Source organism: Bacillus sp. FSL K6-0993, from assembly GCF_037977205.1.
Classification (GTDB): Bacteria; Bacillota; Bacilli; order Bacillales; family Bacillaceae; genus Bacillus; species Bacillus subtilis.
Genome location: NZ_CP150275.1, coordinates 389,252 through 408,487 on the forward strand (window position 1 = coordinate 389,252; position 19,236 = coordinate 408,487).

Here is a 19,236-nt window from a genome sequence, read left to right on the forward strand (position 1 = left end):
AAGGGAATTACAGAAGGCGGGAGCGAAACATATGAGTCAATTTAGCAAGGATCAGGTTCAAGATATGTATTACCTATCGCCGATGCAGGAAGGGATGCTTTTTCATGCCATCCTGAATCCCGGCCAAAGCTTTTACCTTGAACAAATCACGATGAAAGTAAAAGGCAGCTTGAATATCAAATGTCTTGAAGAAAGCATGAATGTGATCATGGACCGGTACGATGTATTTCGTACCGTGTTCATTCACGAAAAAGTAAAAAGGCCTGTCCAAGTCGTATTGAAAAAACGGCAGTTCCATATAGAAGAAATCGATCTGACACACTTAACGGGCAGCGAGCAAACAGCCAAAATCAATGAGTACAAAGAACAGGATAAGATCAGGGGTTTTGATTTGACGCGGGATATTCCGATGCGGGCAGCCATTTTCAAGAAAGCTGAAGAAAGCTTTGAATGGGTGTGGAGCTACCACCACATTATTTTGGACGGATGGTGCTTCGGCATCGTCGTACAGGATCTATTTAAGGTATACAATGCTCTGCGCGAACAAAAGCCGTACAGCCTGCCGCCCGTCAAACCGTATAAAGACTACATCAAGTGGCTTGAAAAGCAGGATAAACAAGCATCACTGCGTTACTGGCGCGAATATTTAGAGGGCTTTGAAGGACAAACGACGTTTGCGGAGCAAAGAAAGAAACAAAAGGACGGCTATGAGCCGAAAGAGCTGCTCTTTTCACTGTCGGAGGCGGAAACAAAGGCCTTTACCGAGCTTGCAAAATCGCAGCATACCACTTTGAGTACGGCGCTGCAGGCAGTCTGGAGCGTATTGATCAGCCGCTATCAGCAGTCTGGCGATTTGGCCTTCGGTACAGTTGTTTCAGGGCGTCCCGCGGAAATCAAAGGCGTTGAACATATGGTCGGGCTGTTTATCAACGTTGTCCCGAGACGTGTGAAGCTGTCTGAGGGTATCACATTTAACGGCTTGCTCAAGCAGCTGCAGGAGCAATCGCTGCAGTCCGAGCCGCATCAATATGTGCCGCTTTATGACATCCAAAGCCAGGCCGATCAGCCGAAACTGATTGACCACATCATTGTTTTTGAGAACTATCCGCTTCAGGATGCGAAAAATGAAGAAAGCAGTGAAAACGGCTTTGATATGGTGGATGTTCATGTTTTTGAGAAGTCGAATTATGATCTCAACCTGATGGCTTCCCCGGGAGATGAGATGCTGATTAAGCTTGCCTATAATGAGAATGTGTTTGATGAGGCGTTTATCCTGCGCTTGAAATCTCAGCTTCTCACAGCAATTCAGCAGCTCATCCAGAATCCGGATCAGCCTGTCAACATGATCAACCTCGTTGACGACAGGGAGAGAGAATTTTTGCTAACCGGCTTAAACCCGCCGGCTCAAGCTCATGAGACAAAGCCTCTGACGGATTGGTTCAAGGAAGCAGTGAACGTCAATCCGGATGCGCCGGCGCTTACGTATTCCGGCCAGACCCTGTCTTATCGCGAATTAGATCAGGAAGCGAACCGCCTTGCACGCCGGCTGCAAAAACACGGTGCGGGCAAAGGCTCCGTTGTAGCACTGTACACCAAGCGCTCACTTGAACTGGTGATCGGCATTCTCGGTGTATTAAAGGCGGGAGCAGCCTATCTGCCGGTTGATCCGAAGCTGCCAGAGGACCGAATCTCGTATATGCTGTCTGACAGTGCCGCAGCCTGTCTTCTGACGCATCAGGAGATGAAAGAACAAGCGGCTGAGCTGCCGTATACAGGCACAACGCTCTTCATTGATGATCAAACACGGTTTGAAGAACAGGCAAGCGATCCTGCAACCGCGATTGATCCTAATGATCCGGCATATATCATGTACACGTCCGGCACAACCGGAAAGCCAAAGGGCAATATCACCACTCATGCCAATATTCAAGGATTGGTCAAGCATGTAGACTACATGGCATTTTCTGATCAGGATACGTTCTTGTCTGTTTCGAATTACGCCTTTGACGCATTTACCTTTGATTTCTATGCTTCTATGCTGAATGCGGCACGGCTCATTATCGCAGATGAACATACGCTGCTTGATACAGAACGGCTCACAGATCTGATCCTGCAAGAGAATGTCAATGTCATGTTTGCGACAACCGCACTATTTAATCTTCTCACAGATGCGGGAGAGGATTGGATGAAGGGACTACGCTGTATATTATTCGGCGGAGAGCGCGCCTCAGTGCCTCATGTCAGAAAAGCGCTGCGGATCATGGGGCCGGGCAAGCTGATTAACTGCTACGGGCCGACTGAGGGAACAGTGTTTGCGACAGCTCACGTCGTGCATGATCTGCCGGATTCCATCTCCTCATTGCCGATTGGAAAGCCGATCAGCAATGCCAGTGTTTATATTCTGAATGAGCAAAGCCAGCTCCAGCCATTCGGGGCGATCGGTGAACTGTGCATCAGCGGAATGGGCGTGTCAAAAGGATATGTAAATCGTGCTGACCTCACGAAGGAAAAGTTTATCAAGAACCCGTTCAAGCCGGGAGAAACGCTTTACCGCACAGGGGATTTAGCACGCTGGCTGCCGGATGGAACGATTGAATACGCCGGCCGTATTGACGACCAGGTCAAAATACGCGGACACCGGATTGAGCTTGAAGAAATCGAAAAGCAGCTGCAGGAATACCCAGGTGTGAAAGATGCGGTCGTTGTGGCGGACCGCCATGAGTCTGGCGATGCATCAATCAATGCCTACCTTGTGAACCGAACGCAGCTTTCAGCTGAGGACGTGAAGGCGCACCTGAAAAAACAGCTTCCTGCTTATATGGTGCCGCAAACCTTTACCTTCTTGGATGAGCTTCCTTTAACGACGAACGGGAAAGTCAATAAACGGCTGCTCCCAAAACCTGATCAGGATCAGCTGGCGGAAGAATGGATTGGACCGCGGAACGAGATGGAAGAAACAATCGCACAAATATGGTCTGAGGTTCTCGGCAGAAAGCAAATTGGCATTCATGACGATTTCTTTGCGCTCGGAGGGCATTCCTTGAAGGCCATGACCGCCGCGTCCCGCATCAAGAAAGAGCTCGGGATTGATCTTCCAGTAAAGCTTTTGTTTGAAGCGCCGACGATCGCCGGCATTTCAGCGTATTTGAATAACGGGGGTCCTGATGGCTTGCAGGATGTAACGATAATGAATCAGGATCAGGAGCAGATCATTTTCGCATTCCCGCCGGTCTTGGGCTATGGCCTTATGTACCAAAATCTGTCCAGCCGCTTGCCGTCATACAAGCTGTGCGCCTTTGATTTTATTGAGGAGGAAGACCGGCTTGACCGCTATGCGGATTTGATCCAGAAGCTGCAGCCGGAAGGGCCTTTAACATTGTTTGGATATTCAGCGGGATGCAGCCTGGCGTTTGAAGCTGCCAAAAAGCTTGAGGAACAAGGCCGTATTGTTCAGCGGATCATCATGGTGGATTCCTATAAAAAACAAGGTGTTAGTGATCTGGACGGACGCACGGTTGAAAGTGATGTCGAAGCGTTGATGAATGTCAATCGGGACAATGAAGCGCTCAACAGCGAAGCCGTCAAACAAGGCCTCAAGCAAAAAACACATGCCTTTTACTCATACTACGTCAACCTGATCAGCACAGGCCAGGTGAAAGCAGATATTGATCTGTTGACTTCCGGCGCTGATTTTGACATGCCGGAATGGCTTGCATCATGGGAAGAAGCTACAACAGGTGCTTACCGTATGAAAAGAGGCTTCGGAACACACGCAGAAATGCTGCAGGGCGAAACGCTAGATAGGAATGCGGGGATTTTGCTCGAATTTCTTAATACACAAACCGTAATGGTTTCATAAATGAAGTGATGAAAGGAGGAGACAGCCAATGAGCCAACTCTTCAAATCATTTGATGCGTCGGAAAAAACGCAGCTCATCTGTTTTCCGTTTGCCGGCGGCTACTCGGCGTCGTTTCGCCCTCTCCATGCTTTTTTGCAGGGGGAGTGCGAGATGCTCGCTGCCGAGCCGCCGGGACACGGCACGAATCAAACGTCAGCCATTGAGGATCTCGAAGAGCTGACGGATTTGTACAAGCAAGAACTGAACCTTCGCCCTGATCGGCCGTTTGTGCTGTTCGGACACAGTATGGGCGGAATGATCACCTTCAGGCTGGCGCAAAAGCTTGAGCGTGAAGGCGTCTTTCCGCAGGCGGTTATCATTTCTGCAATCCAGCCGCCTCATATTCAGCGGAAGAAAGTGTCCCACCTGCCTGATGATCAGTTTCTCGATCATATTATCCAATTAGGCGGAATGCCCGCAGAGCTTGTTGAAAATAAGGAGGTCATGTCCTTTTTCCTGCCTTCTTTCCGATCAGATTACCGGGCTCTTGAACAATTTGAGCTTCACGATCTGGCCCAGATCCAGTCGCCTGTTCATGTCTTTAACGGGCTTGGTGATAAAAAATGCATACGAGATGCGGAAGGCTGGAAGAAGTGGGCAAAAGACATCACATTCCATCAATTTGACGGCGGGCACATGTTCCTGCTGTCACAAACGGAAGAAGTCGCAGAACGGATTTTTGCGATCTTGAATCAGCATCCGATCATTCAACCGTGATCAAAAGCGGACAGCTTCGGCTGTTCCGCTTTTTTTGTGTTGAATGTCAATTTTTGCATGGTATAATAGTCGAAATACTCAAATAAAGGCGGGTCGAAACATGCGCACGTCTCCCAGGATGAAATGGTTTGTATTGCTGTTTACGTTTGTTTTCGCCATCGGAATGAACTCATTCAGAAATTCCTTTCAATTTTTTATGCTGCCAATGGCGGATGCCTTCCATGCCGACAGGTCACTGATCTCAGTTTCTGTCAGCATTTTTATGATCACAACCGGCATCGTCCAGTTTTTTGTCGGTTTTTTTATCGACCGTTTCAGTGTCAGAAAAATTATGGCGCTTGGAGCTGTCTGCATCAGCGCAAGCTTTTTGGTGCTTCCTTATTCACCGAATGTTCATGTGTTTTCCGCCATTTACGGTGTGCTTGGCGGAATCGGCTATTCCTGCGCGGTCGGCGTGACGACCCAGTATTTCATCAGCCGTTGGTTTGACATACACAAAGGTCTGGCGCTTGCTATTTTGACCAATGCCAACTCTGCGGGCCTGCTGCTTCTCTCGCCCATTTGGGCTGCGGCTCCGTATCATGCCGGCTGGCAGAGCACCTATACGATTTTGGGAATCGTCATGGCGGCTGTTCTGCTGCCGCTCCTCGTCTTTGGGATGAAGCATCCGCCACATGCGCAAGCGGAGTCTGTGAAAAAATCTTATGATTGGCGGGGGTTTTGGAACGTGATGAAGCAATCCCGCCTCATTCATATCCTGTACTTCGGCGTGTTTACTTGCGGATTTACAATGGGAATTATTGATGCTCACCTCGTCCCGATACTGAAGGATGCGCATGTCTCTCATGTCAACGGAATGATGGCCGCGTTCGGGGCGTTTATCATCATTGGCGGGTTATTGGCAGGCTGGCTGTCCGATCTCCTCGGGAGCAGAAGCGTCATGCTATCCATCTTATTTTTCATTCGACTGCTCAGCCTCATTTGCCTGCTCATTCCCATTCTCGGAATTCATCACAGCGACCTTTGGTACTTCGGGTTTATCCTGTTATTCGGGCTCAGTTACACAGGCGTGATCCCGCTGACCGCGGCGTCAATTTCGGAAAGCTATCAAACAGGATTGATCGGATCGCTGTTAGGCATCAATTTCTTTATCCATCAGGTTGCCGGAGCTCTCAGCGTGTATGCGGGCGGTTTGTTTTTTGACATGACTCATGGTTATTTGCTGATTGTCGCTGTGTGCATCGTGTTTGTGGGTTTATCAGCTGTAATAGAGCTGGTGCCGTTTTTAGATAAACAAAAGGCAAAAGAAACCCACCAATCAATATAAAAGGATCAGCACTGTCAATGCTGATCCTTTTTAAATTTGAGTTTTTTTGTTTCGGTATTTTTAAGGATAATCTCCTTGAATCTGTTCATCTCCACTTCGGAATGAAAAAAATGTTTTGGGATCGCAATATATTGGCCGCTTGATGTATTGACCCTGAAGATATTTTTATATTCGAAAACAGCTGTGATTTCATCCCAATTGAAAATGAGGTCATATTTTTTAGAACATATATGAATTCCTTCTTGGTTCAGAGTATATGTTCTTTTGGATTTCATCCGTTCGTTCTTCTTGTATGCTCTGGAAAACTTCACATATAGAAGAAGGAGGAGCAGCAGTGTAAACAGAACGGACATCACGATAATCAACATACTGTTCATAAACAAGTTAAGCGCGTCACTGCCATAAACGATACGGGGCCATCCGTTAATGAAGTTAACTGCAGCAAATATGGCGCAAAACAACAGAAAGTAAAAACATGATAATTTTGCGATTTGATAAAAAAAGATTTCTCTTACATCCTTAAAAGTGATTTCTCCTGGAAGATTGATACTTTCACTAGCATATTGAACCATACGGTAAACTTACACCTCTAACCATGTTTTTCCTTTCAGTCTAGCATAATTTCTCATTTTTTTGCAGGCATACCAGGGCGCTTTGTTTTTTTCTCCAAATTGATATTGCTCCCCACCACGCCAATCATAATACAAACAGCCCCGGCAAGATGATACCAGGCCAGGCTTTCGTTGAGAATCACAACTCCTGCAATCATCGTCACAATGGTAGATACATGATTAAAAGCACTCATTTTAAACGCCTCAATTCGCGACAGCGTATAGTTAGACAGAAATGAAGTGACGAGTGAAGACAGCACGCCCAAATACACAATGGCGAGAACGAAGCCGGGCTCCCGGAACGGCAGAAAATAAGTGCCGACTGTTCCCGCCGCTCCGTGACGCACAAGGGCGATGGCGTTGAAGACGACAAAGCCGATGGCTGACATGATGTAGGTGAGCTCGGTCAGCTTGAACCGCTGCGTCATTTTTCTGGCAGCAGTATTGTACATCGCTGAAGACAAAGCGGACAATAGGATCAGCAAAGACCCTTTTAAGCTGGCTGATTCCACGTCAACGCCTTTCATCACAAAAATAAACATGACGCCGGCAACGGATAAAACCGTGAACCCCTTTTGCGTCCACGTTGGGCGTTCCTTTAAAACATAAGCGGCAAAGACCATCGTGAAAATCGGAATGGCTGCCTGAATAATCCCCGCTTCAGAGGAGGATGAGTACACAAGGCCGAATGCCTGAAAGCTGAAAAATAACGCGGGATACAGCAGGGCGAGCGGCAAAATGGCAATGACGTCCTTTACGCGGATTGATAGCTTTACCCAGCCGAATAAGATCGGTACAGTGGCCGCAGCAAACGCAATGGTGAACCGATGCGCCAAAATATCAAACGGCTCTGCTGTTTGCAGTGCGATTTTTACGAATAGAAAGGATAAACCGATAATGAACGAATATAAAATAGCCGCTATATAAGCGGGGGCTTGCTGATGTTTAACCATAATGGGAATGGCTCCTTTACCTGAATTGCAGCGCCGGTCGCTCTTTTTATTGTATGGCCGCGGTCAGAACGGTACAATGAGAAAAACAATGAACTGTACCGGTACAAAATAGGGGGAGAAGGCATGGAGAAATATATGAGTCTATTAACGAGGATAGAGGAGATGATGCAAAGCACCGCCTATCAAGAAGGAGACAGGCTTCCATCTATCCGTCAGCTGTCCGCCCGCTACCAAGTCAGCAAAAGCACAGTGATCCGCGCGCTGCAGGAGCTGGAAAAGCGCCACCTTATCTATTCTGTTCCGAAAAGCGGCTATTATATTGTGAAAAAGACAGGGAAATCAAAAAGCGGGCAGCCTGGCCCCATCGACTTTGCCACATCTGCGCCGGACCCAGATGTGTTTCCGTATCTTGATTTTCAGCACTGTATCAACAAAGCGATTGATACATACAAAAACGATTTGTTTATTTATGGGACGCCAAAAGGGCTTCCATCACTCATCCGTGTACTCCGAAAGCTCTTGGCCAATCAGCAGGTATTTGCGGATGAACGGCATATTTTCATTACATCAGGTGTCCAGCAGGCGTTATCTCTGCTTTGTGCCATGCCATTTCCAAATGGGAAAGAAAAGATCGCCATTGAACAGCCGGGCTACCATTTGATGGTCGAACAGCTTGAGACGCTAGGGATTCCCGCCATCGGGGTGAAACGAACGGAAGAAGGGCTTGATATAGCTGAGGTTGAACGGTTATTTCAAACAGAATCGATTAAATTTTTTTATACGATGCCGCGCTTCCATAACCCGCTTGGCTGCTCATTGTCAGAGCGTGATAAACAGGAGCTTGTGAGACTGGCAGAAGCGCATGATGTCTATCTCGTTGAGGATGATTACCTCGGTGATCTGGAGGAAAATAAAAAGGCAGATCCGCTGTACGCATATGATCTGTCCTCACATGTCATCTATTTGAAAAGCTTCTCGAAAATGATGTTCCCCGGCCTTCGCGTGGGGGCGGCTGTTTTGCCCGAAGCGCTGACTGACACGTTCTATGCGTACAAAAAGCTGAACGACATCGACTGTTCGATGATTTCTCAAGCGGCATTGGAGATTTACCTGAAAAGCGGTATGTACGGCAGGCATAAGGAGAAAATCAGAGATTCTTATAAAGAGCGGTCGCTGAGGCTACATCAAGCCATTCAAACACACAGGCAGCTGGGAAGCGGACGCTTTACGTTCTCCAGCGGGCAGGCACCCTGTATGCACACCCATCTGGTGCTTCCTCAGGATCTGCCCGCCTCAAGAGTGATTCAAAGGCTGAAAAAACAAGGGGTTCTCCTTGAGGCGATAGACCGTCATTATTTATCAGATTATCAGAAAGAAAATCTATTAAAAATCAATATTTCCAATGTGAAAACGGAAGATATTGAGCACGGTGTCAAGCTGTTGATGAGCCATTTATAAAAGCTCTTCGTACGAGACCATTGTGATATCCTCGGGGAAATCAGGGTGTGCGGCGCATACAGCCATTTTGTAGCCGGGATCGACCTCATACGTTTTGATATAGCATGGGGAATGGCTGTCCGGAAGCTCAATGGATACTTGTCCGTCCTGGTGCAGGCGCACTGAAAAGGAATCAAGCGGAAGCGATAAGCCTTTGCCTTCCTGTTTGATAAAGCTTTCTTTCATTGACCATAGATGATAAAAATAGTCTGTCTGCTCGTCCTTGTCTTTTGCTAAAAGGTCGCTGTACTCTGTTTTTGAAAAGAAGCGCTTGGCGATCTCAAGGCTGATCGGTTTCGTTTTTTCGATATCTATGCCGATCGGCTGTGAATCAAACGCACCAATGACCCAGCGGCCGGAGTGGGAAATGTTGAAATGAGCGTCGGGAAGATCAGGGATGCACGGCTTCCCGTATTCCTGCGTGCTAAAGCGGATATCGGATTTGTCCAACTGATACTGCCTGCTTATGACTGAGCGAACGAGCACATCTCCCAGCAGGGTGCGGTGAGCATCTTCTTTATGATAAAATCTCCGGCATTTCTCCCGTTTTTCAGGTGCTATGAAAGTCATGAACCGTTCATTTTCTTCCTGTGAAAGCGGGCGGTCCATATAAATTCCGTAAATCTTCATTCTAGATCCTCCGTCTGCAAAAGATTGTCAAAACCATCCTATCATACTTCCACAAGACTCATATAGAGGAGAAAATAAAAAAACAAAGCCAAGGCGGCTTTGTTTTAGTGTACAGGCGGAGATGCTTTCACAGCGGCTGTCCGCCTTGCCACAGCATAATTCAGCAGCTGGATTGACTGGGGCAATGAAAAGCGCAGAATGAGCCCGGTGAGGATGGCGGTCAAAATGGTGCCAAAACCGATCGGGCCGCCCATGCCCCATGCCGCAAACAAAATGGTTAATTCCATGCCGTTCCGCACCCATTGCACATTCCAGCCGGTTTTTTCTGTAATCAGCATCATCAGTGAATCACGCGGCCCCGCGCCAAGGCCTGCTGATACATAAACACCGACGCCGTAACCGATCAGCACCACGCCGAGAGAGAAGACGATGATCGAGCCTGTGTAGGTCGAGGGGGCAGGCAGAATGAAATTGAAAAAATCTATAAATACACCAATGAGCACCATATTCAGGAGGGCCCCAATTTTCGGCCAAGCTCTCGTAAACAATGACGTGAATCCGACGATGAGCGCTCCAATAATGATGGACCACTGGCCGACGGTAAGCCCGAAGTGCTGAAACAGGCTGTAATGAAATGCATCCCACGGACTAATGCCGAGTGCTTTTCCTTCTATCGTCAGGGATACACCAAAAGCCAAAATGATCAAACCGGCAAAATAAAATGTCCAGCGCAGAACAAGTTCTTGCTTCACGTGAGGTCCCTTCTTTCGTAAAAATCAGTCGATTGTCATTGTAGCACATCTGACAGAAGGGCGGAATAGGCGAAAGGGGCTCAACAAAAAAACAGGGCCGCCGCAGGCGCCCTGTTTCAGCGTGTTGGCAAACCCTTGCATTCGTTGTCAGGCCTGCGCTTCGGTGCTCACGAATTTCACATTCGCTGTGCTCCAATGCTCGCCCTTCCTAGACTTCAAAGGTTTTCAATCACGCTGAAAATGACAAAATCCTAAAACGAAAATCGTTTTAGGATTTTGTCAACAATCTGTAACAGGGCGCAGGCGCCCTGTTTTTCTTATTACAGCGGGTTCAAAATCCGGTTCAAGAACCGCTGTGTCCGTTCTTCTTTTGGTGCGGAGAAAATTTGCTCCGGCGGTCCTTGCTCCACGATAACGCCGCCGTCGATGAAGATGACTTCATCCGCAACTTCCTGTGCGAACTTGATTTCGTGGGTCACGACGACCATGGTCCAGCCTTCATTGGCCAAGTCCTTGATAACCTTCAGCACCTCTCCGACAAGCTCGGGATCAAGCGCTGAGGTCGGTTCGTCAAATAGCATGAGCTCAGGCTGAATCGCCAGTGCGCGGGCGATGCCGACGCGCTGCTGCTGGCCGCCGGAAAGCTGGAACGGATATAAATCCATTTTGTCCTTCAATCCGACTTTATCAAGAAGCTGAATCGCTTCTTTTTTGACTTCCTCTTTGTTTCGTTTTTGCACCTGAACAGGGCCCTCCATCACGTTTTCGAGGGCTGTGCGGTGCGGGAACAGGTGATACGCCTGAAACACCATTCCGGATTTTCGGCGAAGCTTTAGGATATCCGCCTGTTTCACCTTTTTGGAGAAATCGATGGAGAAATCATCAAATGCAAGCTCTCCGCGATTCGGGATCTCCAGAGCGTTCAGGCAGCGGAGCAGCGTCGTTTTCCCTGAACCTGAAGGCCCAAGTATGGCGATGACTTTTCCTTTTTCAATCTTCATATCTATCTTTTTTAAAATTTCATTTTCACCGAATGATTTGTTTAATCCTTTAACGGTAAGCATACTCGGAACCTCCTTATTTGGCCACGTAGCGGTCAAGACGCCGTTCGATGACATGCTGGACGAGTGAAAGCAGGAAGCAGATAATCCAATAAATAAAAGCTGCTTCAATATAGATCACTAAAATTTGATCAAGATTCCGCGCGCCGATTTCCTGGGCTTTTCTGAACAGCTCAGCGACCAGAATTTGAGAGGCGAGGGATGTATCTTTAATCAGGCTGATAAAGGTATTGGATAATGGCGGGATCGACACACGAAACGCCTGCGGCAAAATGACGCGGAACAGCGTTTTTTGATGTGTCATGCCAATTGTGTAGCCGGCTTCCCATTGCCCTTTCGGCACGGATAAAATAGATGCCCGAATGATTTCAGATGCATAGGCGCCGACGTTTAAAGAAAAGGCGATAACTGCGCTTGGAAATGGATCTAATGTGACGTTAAAGGCCGGGAACAGATAGAAAATGATGAACAATTGAACGAGAAGAGGAGTGCCGCGTATTGCGGATACGTATACGCTGAACACCCATCTCAAAGGTCTCACTTTCGACATTCTGGCAAGCGCCGTAATCAGCGCCAGGATCATTCCGAATATAAAGGAAAGAATCGTAAGGGGAATCGTATAGTAGATTCCCCCTGAAAGTATCGGCCAGAATGACTGCTGCACCAGATCCCACGGGATCGCCGTGCCAAGCGTCAATGCCGGCAGATTATTTAGAAACATCTTCGCCGAACCATTTTTTAGAAATTTTAGAAAGAGTCCCGTCCTCTTTCATTTCTTTTAATGCTTTGTTGACTTGATCAACAACCTCGCCGCTTCCTTTGCGGAACGTGAAATATGTTGACTGAGGCTCACCTGTTTCAAACGCGATTTTCACGTTTTTGTTGCCTGATGTTTTTAAGTAGTTCAATACGGCAAGCTTATCGTTATACGTCATATCGACGCGGCCCTGCTGGATCAATTGAAGGGATTGTGCCAAGCCTTCAACGCCTTCCACTTTCGCGCCCGCATCTGTAGCTAATTTGTTGTAATTGCTTGTCAGTGATTGAGCTGACGTTTTTCCTTTTACATCTGCTTCAGACTTAATATCGTTGTTGTCTTTTTTCGTTACGACAACGGCTCTTGATGTTGTGTATTTATCTGAGAAATCGTATTTGTCTTCACGATCTGTTTTTCCGACTTGGTTGGCAACAACGTCAAACCGTTTGGAATTCAGGCCGGCAAACATACTGTCCCACTGTGTTTCCTTAAAGTCGACTTTAAGCCCGAGGCGTTTTGCGACTTCTGTGATAACTTCGACATCATAGCCAGTCAGTTTATCAGTGTCTTTGTCGTGGTAAGTGAACGGCTCATATGTTCCTTCCGTTCCGACTGTGAGCACACCTTTTTTCTTAATTGAAGCCCAAAGATCGCCATCTTTGGCATTATCTTTTGACTGATTGTCATTTCCTGCTCCGCAAGCTGCAAGAGCTGCAATACTTACGACCATGAATAAAGCCAATAATGCTTTTTTCATCTTATTCCCCACTTTTCTGGTTGATTTTATTGAAATAAAAAATTAGCTTACAAATCTAAAGGATAACTTTTTTTTAGTATGAGTCAAGTATTTGGTTTTCATAAGACAAAATCTTTTAAAATAAATCCAAAAATTGCTGTGCCGGTTTAGGCAAATAACTGTCCGTTCTCCACATGACAGCCGGTGTCATAATGAAGGGATTATTTTCGATATGGACGGTGTGAACGTGATTTCTCATATGAACGGGAATCATTGTGACAGGCAAAATAGACGCGCCGAATCCGGATGACACGAGGCTGAGCAAAGTTGCAGAGTCGTGGCATTCACAAACAATGCGCGGCTCCAGGTTCAAACGATGAAATTCATTCATGACCTGATTATAAACGCCTTTTCCGTTAACAGGCCGCAGCAGGATCAGCGGAAATGAAGGAATGTCCTCCATCTTAATGGTGTCTCCGCACGGATATCCGGCTTCATCTGAAAGCACGAGCACACATGGAATGTCATCAAGCTGCTTGAATTGTACTGTGTCACTTTTGATCAGTGTTGTCGTGACCGCTGCATCAATTTGCCGGCTTTCCAGCAGTTCCAACAGTGTTGCGGGCTCATTTTCCCAAATATTAAAGGTGAGATGGGGGTATCTCTCTTTGATTTTTGTTACTTTTTCAAGCATCAAAGCCGCGCAATAAATCGTTGATCCCACGGCAAGTGTGCCGGCTACTTCCTCCTTCAGCTCCTGTACCTCAATGACTGCATCTTCAAACCTATGCAGAATCTCTTTTGCTCTTTTTAGAAAAACAGCTCCTTCATATGTAAGAGTCATTTGTTTTTTCTTGTTACGGTCAAACAGAACAACACCAAGTTCGTCCTCCAGCTGTTTGAGCTGCCTGCTTAAAGGCGGCTGCGCCATGTGAAGCTTTTTGGCTGCGGACGTGATTTTCTGTTCTTGGGCAATGGTAATGAAGTATCGAAGCTGGCGAATGTCCAAAAGAAAGCGCCTCCTTATCATACCCTTTAGGTATTAAATATAGATTTAATAGATATTTTTCATATGGATATATCAGGAGTATGATTGAAATGAAAGCAGAATTCAAGCGTAAAGGAGGGGGCAAAGTGAAACTCGTTGTCGGAATGACAGGGGCAACAGGGGCCATTTTCGGGGTCAGGCTGCTGCAGTGGCTGAAGGCCGCCGGAGTGGAAACCCATCTCGTTGTGTCTCCTTGGGCAAACGTCACGATCAAACACGAAACAGGCTATACCTTACAAGAAGTAGAACAACTGGCCACATACACTTACTCACATAAGGATCAGGCGGCAGCCATTTCAAGCGGGTCGTTTGATACCGATGGAATGATTGTTGCGCCGTGCAGCATGAAATCTCTCGCAAGCATTCGCACCGGCATGGCGGATAATCTGCTGACACGTGCGGCGGATGTCATGCTCAAGGAGAGAAAAAAACTCGTCCTCTTAACGAGAGAGACGCCTTTGAACCAAATACATCTCGAAAATATGCTAGCGCTTACGAAAATGGGCACCATCATTCTTCCTCCGATGCCGGCATTTTATAATCAGCCGAGCAGCTTAGAGGAAATGGTTGACCATATTGTATTCAGAACGTTGGACCAATTCGGCATTCGGCTTCCTGAAGCGAAGCGCTGGAATGGGATTGAAAAACAAAAAGGAGGAGCTTGATCATGGCTTATCAAGATTTCAGAGAATTTCTCGCTGCCCTTGAAAAAGAAGGACAGCTGCTTACAGTGAATGAAGAGGTAAAGCCGGAACCGGATTTAGGGGCCGCCGCACGGGCAGCCAGCAATCTTGGCGATAAAAGCCCCGCGCTCTTATTTAACAACATTTACGGCTATCATAACGCGCGAATTGCGATGAATGTCATCGGCTCTTGGCCAAACCATGCCATGATGCTGGGCATGCCGAAAGACACACCGGTAAAAGAACAGTTTTTTGAATTCGCAAAGCGTTATGACCAGTTTCCGATGCCGGTCAAACGTGAGGAAACAGCGCCATTTCATGAAAATGAAATCACAGAAGATATCAATTTGTTCGATATACTGCCTCTTTTCAGAATAAACCAAGGAGACGGAGGCTACTATCTAGACAAAGCGTGTGTTATTTCCCGTGATCTTGAGGACCCTGACAACTTCGGCAAACAAAATGTCGGCATTTACAGAATGCAGGTCAAAGGAAAAGACCGTCTCGGCATTCAGCCTGTCCCGCAGCACGATATTGCAATCCATCTGCGCCAAGCTGAAGAACGCGGCATCAATCTTCCGGTCACCATTGCACTCGGCTGTGAGCCGGTCATTACAACGGCGGCATCGACTCCGCTTCTCTATGATCAATCAGAATACGAAATGGCAGGTGCGATTCAAGGCGAACCATATCGCATCGTCAAATCAAAGCTGTCTGATCTTGATGTTCCGTGGGGCGCTGAAGTGGTGCTTGAAGGTGAGATCATTGCTGGAGAGCGCGAATATGAAGGGCCGTTCGGTGAATTCACAGGCCATTATTCCGGCGGACGCAGCATGCCGATTATCAAAATTAAACGCGTCTATCACAGAAACAATCCGATCTTTGAACATTTATACTTAGGCATGCCTTGGACAGAATGCGATTACATGATCGGCATTAACACATGCGTGCCGCTTTATCAGCAGTTAAAAGAAGCGTACCCGAACGAAATTGTGGCAGTGAACGCCATGTACACACACGGTTTAATCGCGATTGTTTCCACCAAAACCCGCTATGGCGGATTTGCGAAAGCGGTCGGCATGCGCGCACTCACAACGCCGCACGGACTTGGCTATTGCAAAATGGTCATTGTCGTTGATGAGGATGTCGATCCATTCAACCTTCCGCAGGTCATGTGGGCGCTTTCGACCAAAATGCATCCGAAACACGATGCGGTCATCATTCCGGACTTATCTGTCCTGCCGCTTGATCCGGGATCCAATCCATCAGGAATCACTCACAAAATGATTCTTGACGCCACTACACCGGTTGCGCCGGAAACAAGAGGCCATTATTCACAGCCGCTTGATTCTCCGCTAACAACGAAAGAATGGGAACAAAAACTAATGGACTTAATGAATAAATAAGGAAAGGATGTTCGAAATGCATACATGTCCTCGATGTGACTCAAAAAAGGGAGAAGTCATGAGCAAATCGCCTGTAGAAGGCGCATGGGAAGTTTATCAGTGCCAAACATGCTTTTTTACATGGAGATCCTGTGAACCGGAAAGCATTACAAATCCCGAAAAATACAATCCAGCGTTTAAAATTGATCCAAAGGAAACAGAAACAGCAATTGAAGTTCCGGCGGTGCCGGAACGAAAGGCTTGATCCCGTGAACTGTATGTCAGACCGTCTCTTTGAACTGCTTGACGGGAGCTGCCTGAATGAGAAGCAGCATGAGGCCTTCGTTCTGCAAACAGTATCAGAGGATGGCTGGCCGCATGCCGCTATGATCAGTGCAGGTGAAATTATCGCGCTGAGCCGAACTGATATCCGAATCGCTCTGTGGAAAAACACAATGACTTCGGCCAACATCCTTCGTACAGGAAAAGCACAGTTCACGGCATGGTGGAAGGGAGCGGCCTATTATGTAAAGCTTGAATGCGCGCCTTTACCGCCTTTGAAAGATGCCGAATATGATAGAGACCGTTTTTCCTGCCGCATCGTTTCAGTGAAGGAGGACGTTGCGAAATACGCTGATTTGACTTCTGGTGTCCGTATACAGCTTCATAGCGCTGAAGAGGTGCTGGGCAGATGGGAAAAGACCCTTGAAGATTTAAAGCGGTAATATCGATAGCCTGACGCCATGCGTCAGGCTTTTTTTATATAATGAAAACAAAGGGGGTGTGAAAAATGGAACGTGCGGGGATCTGTCATTCGGACGGCTTTGATTTAGCTTATCGAATTGAGGGCGAGGGTGCACCCATCCTTGTGATCGGGAGTGCGGTTTACTATCCGCGCCTTTTTTCCTCAGATATCAAACAGAAATATCAATGGGTCTTTGTCGACCATAGGGGATTTGCTAAGCCTAAGCGGGAGCTTCGTGCGGAGGATTCGAGGCTTGATGCCGTCTTGGCTGATATCGAAAGGATGAGAACATTTCTTCAGCTTGAGGATGTTACTATCCTGGGACATTCCGGGCACGCTTTTATGGCTTTAGAGTATGCCAGGACATATCCCAAACAAGTTCGGAAGGTGGCGCTCTTCAATACTGCGCCTGATAACAGTGAAGAAAGACAGCGAAAAAGCGAATCATTTTTCAGGGAAGCAGCCAGTCTTGAGAGAAAGAAACGCTTTGAAAAAGACATCGCGAATTTGCCGCAGGACATCGACAAAGATCCTGAAAGGCGCTTTGTGCACATGTGTATTCGCGCTGAAGCGAAAAGCTTTTATCAAGAGCGGCCGCATGCAGCTGCCTTATGGGACGGTGTATTCACGAATATGCCGATCATTGATGAATTATGGGGCAATACATTTGCCCGGCTTGATCTTATTCAGCGGTTAGCTGATGTTCGTATGCCGGTGTATATTGGATTAGGGAGATATGATTATTTGGTTGCGCCCGTTTCGCTATGGGATGCAGTTGACGGTTTATATCCCCATGTGGATAAGGTTATTTTTGAAAGGAGCGGCCATCAGCCGATGCTGGAAGAACCGGAAGCCTTTGATCAAAGCGTCAGCAAATGGCTGGATCAATAAAAAAACAGCCCGCAGATCAAAATCCGCGGGCTGTTTCTGATTATAAGACCCCTTTCATCGCGCGTTTGATCATCGGCGAGAGCAGCAGGAGAATGCCGCCAAGAACGATAGAAATCAAACCGATGGTGCCGAAGTACATTGTTTCAGGAATTTTATCAAACAATCCGGCTACTTGGGCATTGATCGCTTGGGCTGCTGCGTTAGTCAGAAACCACATACTCATTGTCTGTGCAGAGAATGCAGCTGGCGCCAGTTTCGTTGTTACGGATAAACCGACTGGAGACAGGCACAGCTCTCCAAGCACGACAAGCAGGAAGCTGAGAACGAGCCAAAGCGGGCTTACGAGTGCTTCTTTTCCTTGCATAGCAGGGAATACCATAATGATAAAAGACAATCCGGCTAAAATAATTCCGATTGAGAATTTAACTGGTGTAGACGGCTGGCGTTTGCCAAGCTTCATCCAGAGCCATGCGAATATTGGCGCAAAAATGACAACAAACAATGGATTTAATGATTGGAACCATGATGACTGAAGTTCGAATCCGCCCAATGAAAGTCTAATGCGTTCATCAGCGTATACCGCAAGAATGGTCGCCCCCTGTTCCTGAATGGCCCAGAACATGACAGCACCGATAAACAAAGGAACGTAAGCGGCAAGACGGGATTTTTCTGTGCTGTCCGCTTTTTTGCTTGTAAACATGATGATGAAATAAATGACAGGAATCAAAATACCGAGAATACTTACAAGGTCGATAAAACGATTGATCGTCAGCACGCCTGTTTGTACAGAGATAATCACTGCGATCGCCACGATGATAACACCGATTCCGGTGCCAATCGCAGATTTTTTAGACAGCGGATTTGGCACATTGGAACCTGCAAGCCCGAGGTTTTTCTTCCTTGTCAAAGCAAATACGATAAGTCCGAGAAGCATTCCGACTGCGGCAGCTCCGAAGCCGAGATGATAGTTGTACTTCTGTCCGAGTGTTCCGACAATTAATGGCGCAAGTAAACCACCGAGGTTAATCCCCATGTAGAAAATACTGAAACCTGAGTCGCGGCGCGGGTCTTCTTTCGTGTAAAGATCCCCAACCACGCTTGAAACGTTTGGTTTTAATAAGCCTGTTCCGACAATAATAAGCACCATGCTGATATAGAATGCGATCGCGCTGCCCGGATAGGCGAGTGCAATGTGGCCGAACATAATGAATATGCCGCCGTAAAACACGGTGTTTGCGGTACCGAATACCCGGTCAGCGAGCCATCCGCCAATAATGGTGGACATGTATACGAGTGATCCGTAAATCGACATAATGGCAACCGCAGTGCCCTTATCAAAGCCGAGCCCTCCGTTTACCGTCTCTGTATACAAATAGTAAAGTAAGATTGCTCTCATTCCATAGTAAGAGAAACGCTCCCAAAATTCGGTGAAAAATAGTGTAAATAGTCCTCGCGGGTGACCAAAGAACCCTTTTTGCGGGACGCTTTTAATGATACTTTCGTTATCAATCGAAGCCATGTCAGCCAAACCCTTTCTAAAAAAA

The 19,236-nt window shown here is 47.1% G+C and carries 18 protein-coding genes; 9 read left to right on the plus strand and 9 right to left on the minus strand.

Annotated features, from left to right (window positions below; translation table 11 throughout):
• The first annotated feature begins 31 nt into the window (after positions 1 to 31).
• The 3 genes from srfAC to MHH79_RS02015 all read left to right on the plus strand — a co-directional run bounded on the left by srfAC (position 32) and on the right by MHH79_RS02015 (position 5,943).
• A complete protein-coding gene (srfAC, locus tag MHH79_RS02005) occupies positions 32 to 3,859 on the plus strand; it encodes a surfactin non-ribosomal peptide synthetase SrfAC (protein ID WP_340034958.1) in 3,828 nt (1,275 codons plus the stop codon).
• Positions 3,860 to 3,887: 28 nt separating this feature from the next.
• Entirely contained in the window at positions 3,888 to 4,616 is a 729-nt protein-coding gene (srfAD, locus tag MHH79_RS02010; protein ID WP_322840164.1) for a surfactin biosynthesis thioesterase SrfAD, read from the plus strand.
• A gap of 100 nt (positions 4,617 to 4,716) precedes the next feature.
• Positions 4,717 to 5,943 (plus strand): MFS transporter, encoded by a 1,227-nt coding sequence (locus MHH79_RS02015; protein ID WP_160244274.1) that lies wholly within the window; start codon positions 4,717 to 4,719, stop codon positions 5,941 to 5,943.
• Positions 5,944 to 5,957: 14 nt separating this feature from the next.
• On the opposite strand, the gene MHH79_RS02020 is transcribed toward MHH79_RS02015, so the two are convergent.
• Positions 5,958 to 6,515, minus strand: coding sequence for a YcxB family protein (locus tag MHH79_RS02020; protein WP_340034959.1), 558 nt, complete (start codon positions 6,513 to 6,515; stop codon positions 5,958 to 5,960).
• A gap of 53 nt (positions 6,516 to 6,568) precedes the next feature.
• Complete coding sequence (locus tag MHH79_RS02025; protein ID WP_041336873.1) at positions 6,569 to 7,507, minus strand: DMT family transporter; 939 nt, start codon at positions 7,505 to 7,507, stop codon at positions 6,569 to 6,571.
• Positions 7,508 to 7,630: 123 nt separating this feature from the next.
• Here MHH79_RS02025 and MHH79_RS02030 point away from each other — a divergent pair, with 123 nt between their 5' ends.
• Positions 7,631 to 8,965: a PLP-dependent aminotransferase family protein gene (locus tag MHH79_RS02030; protein ID WP_340034960.1), complete on the plus strand. Its 1,335-nt coding sequence runs from the start codon at positions 7,631 to 7,633 to the stop codon at positions 8,963 to 8,965.
• Here MHH79_RS02030 and MHH79_RS02035 read toward each other — a convergent pair.
• From MHH79_RS02035 to bsdA, 6 genes are all read right to left on the minus strand, one after another.
• The gene (locus MHH79_RS02035) at positions 8,960 to 9,634 is read right to left on the minus strand and encodes a 4'-phosphopantetheinyl transferase (RefSeq protein WP_340034961.1); all 675 of its coding nucleotides are present in this window, start codon (positions 9,632 to 9,634) and stop codon (positions 8,960 to 8,962) included. The genes MHH79_RS02030 and MHH79_RS02035 overlap by 6 nt on opposite strands.
• Before the next feature lie 104 nt (positions 9,635 to 9,738).
• Positions 9,739 to 10,386 (minus strand): YitT family protein, encoded by a 648-nt coding sequence (locus MHH79_RS02040; protein WP_003234545.1) that lies wholly within the window; start codon positions 10,384 to 10,386, stop codon positions 9,739 to 9,741.
• Positions 10,387 to 10,706: 320 nt separating this feature from the next.
• Positions 10,707 to 11,450 carry a cystine ABC transporter ATP-binding protein TcyC gene (gene tcyC / locus MHH79_RS02045; protein ID WP_047182080.1) on the minus strand — a complete coding sequence of 248 codons (744 nt, stop codon included), beginning with the start codon at positions 11,448 to 11,450 and terminating at the stop codon, positions 10,707 to 10,709.
• A 13-nt stretch (positions 11,451 to 11,463) separates the two neighbouring features.
• The gene (tcyB, locus tag MHH79_RS02050; protein WP_003234541.1) at positions 11,464 to 12,168 is read right to left on the minus strand and encodes a cystine ABC transporter permease TcyB; all 705 of its coding nucleotides are present in this window, start codon (positions 12,166 to 12,168) and stop codon (positions 11,464 to 11,466) included.
• The gene (gene tcyA, locus MHH79_RS02055) at positions 12,155 to 12,961 is read right to left on the minus strand and encodes a cystine ABC transporter substrate-binding lipoprotein TcyA (protein WP_340034962.1); all 807 of its coding nucleotides are present in this window, start codon (positions 12,959 to 12,961) and stop codon (positions 12,155 to 12,157) included. Before tcyA ends, tcyB begins: the two co-directional genes overlap by 14 nt.
• 115 nt (positions 12,962 to 13,076) lie before the next feature.
• The gene (gene bsdA / locus MHH79_RS02060) at positions 13,077 to 13,949 is read right to left on the minus strand and encodes a transcriptional regulator BsdA (RefSeq protein WP_309529874.1); all 873 of its coding nucleotides are present in this window, start codon (positions 13,947 to 13,949) and stop codon (positions 13,077 to 13,079) included.
• A gap of 89 nt (positions 13,950 to 14,038) precedes the next feature.
• On the opposite strand from bsdA, the gene MHH79_RS02065 reads away from it, so the two are divergent.
• From MHH79_RS02065 to MHH79_RS02085, 5 genes are all read left to right on the plus strand, one after another.
• Positions 14,039 to 14,653: a non-oxidative hydroxyarylic acid decarboxylases subunit B gene (locus tag MHH79_RS02065; RefSeq protein WP_014478815.1), complete on the plus strand. Its 615-nt coding sequence runs from the start codon at positions 14,039 to 14,041 to the stop codon at positions 14,651 to 14,653.
• Positions 14,654 to 14,655: 2 nt separating this feature from the next.
• Positions 14,656 to 16,077, plus strand: coding sequence for a phenolic acid decarboxylase BsdC (gene bsdC / locus MHH79_RS02070; protein ID WP_003234529.1), 1,422 nt, complete (start codon positions 14,656 to 14,658; stop codon positions 16,075 to 16,077).
• A gap of 16 nt (positions 16,078 to 16,093) precedes the next feature.
• The gene (bsdD, locus tag MHH79_RS02075; RefSeq protein WP_010886405.1) at positions 16,094 to 16,321 is read left to right on the plus strand and encodes a phenolic acid decarboxylase subunit BsdD; all 228 of its coding nucleotides are present in this window, start codon (positions 16,094 to 16,096) and stop codon (positions 16,319 to 16,321) included.
• Between the two features lie 13 nt (positions 16,322 to 16,334).
• A complete protein-coding gene (locus MHH79_RS02080) occupies positions 16,335 to 16,781 on the plus strand; it encodes a pyridoxamine 5'-phosphate oxidase family protein (RefSeq protein ID WP_041520090.1) in 447 nt (148 codons plus the stop codon).
• 65 nt (positions 16,782 to 16,846) lie between these two features.
• Complete coding sequence (locus MHH79_RS02085) at positions 16,847 to 17,692, plus strand: alpha/beta hydrolase (RefSeq protein WP_015382755.1); 846 nt, start codon at positions 16,847 to 16,849, stop codon at positions 17,690 to 17,692.
• A 40-nt stretch (positions 17,693 to 17,732) separates the two neighbouring features.
• On the opposite strand, the gene MHH79_RS02090 is transcribed toward MHH79_RS02085, so the two are convergent.
• On the minus strand, positions 17,733 to 19,211 hold the full coding sequence (locus tag MHH79_RS02090) for a peptide MFS transporter (RefSeq protein WP_015482789.1): 1,479 nt from the start codon (positions 19,209 to 19,211) through the stop codon (positions 17,733 to 17,735).
• Positions 19,212 to 19,236: the final 25 nt, after the last annotated feature.

Coding starts and splice junctions, on each gene's coding strand:
- srfAC (WP_340034958.1), top strand. CDS start 32: ATGAGTCAATTTAGCAAGGATCAGGTTCAAGATATGTATTACCTATCG.
- srfAD (WP_322840164.1), top strand. CDS start 3,888: ATGAGCCAACTCTTCAAATCATTTGATGCGTCGGAAAAAACGCAGCTC.
- MHH79_RS02015 (WP_160244274.1), top strand. CDS start 4,717: ATGCGCACGTCTCCCAGGATGAAATGGTTTGTATTGCTGTTTACGTTT.
- MHH79_RS02020 (WP_340034959.1), bottom strand. CDS start 6,515: ATGGTTCAATATGCTAGTGAAAGTATCAATCTTCCAGGAGAAATCACT.
- MHH79_RS02025 (WP_041336873.1), bottom strand. CDS start 7,507: ATGGTTAAACATCAGCAAGCCCCCGCTTATATAGCGGCTATTTTATAT.
- MHH79_RS02030 (WP_340034960.1), top strand. CDS start 7,631: ATGGAGAAATATATGAGTCTATTAACGAGGATAGAGGAGATGATGCAA.
- MHH79_RS02035 (WP_340034961.1), bottom strand. CDS start 9,634: ATGAAGATTTACGGAATTTATATGGACCGCCCGCTTTCACAGGAAGAA.
- tcyC (WP_047182080.1), bottom strand. CDS start 11,450: ATGCTTACCGTTAAAGGATTAAACAAATCATTCGGTGAAAATGAAATT.
- tcyB (WP_003234541.1), bottom strand. CDS start 12,168: ATGTTTCTAAATAATCTGCCGGCATTGACGCTTGGCACGGCGATCCCG.
- tcyA (WP_340034962.1), bottom strand. CDS start 12,961: ATGAAAAAAGCATTATTGGCTTTATTCATGGTCGTAAGTATTGCAGCT.
- MHH79_RS02065 (WP_014478815.1), top strand. CDS start 14,039: ATGAAAGCAGAATTCAAGCGTAAAGGAGGGGGCAAAGTGAAACTCGTT.
- bsdC (WP_003234529.1), top strand. CDS start 14,656: ATGGCTTATCAAGATTTCAGAGAATTTCTCGCTGCCCTTGAAAAAGAA.
- bsdD (WP_010886405.1), top strand. CDS start 16,094: ATGCATACATGTCCTCGATGTGACTCAAAAAAGGGAGAAGTCATGAGC.
- MHH79_RS02080 (WP_041520090.1), top strand. CDS start 16,335: ATGTCAGACCGTCTCTTTGAACTGCTTGACGGGAGCTGCCTGAATGAG.
- MHH79_RS02085 (WP_015382755.1), top strand. CDS start 16,847: ATGGAACGTGCGGGGATCTGTCATTCGGACGGCTTTGATTTAGCTTAT.
- MHH79_RS02090 (WP_015482789.1), bottom strand. CDS start 19,211: ATGGCTTCGATTGATAACGAAAGTATCATTAAAAGCGTCCCGCAAAAA.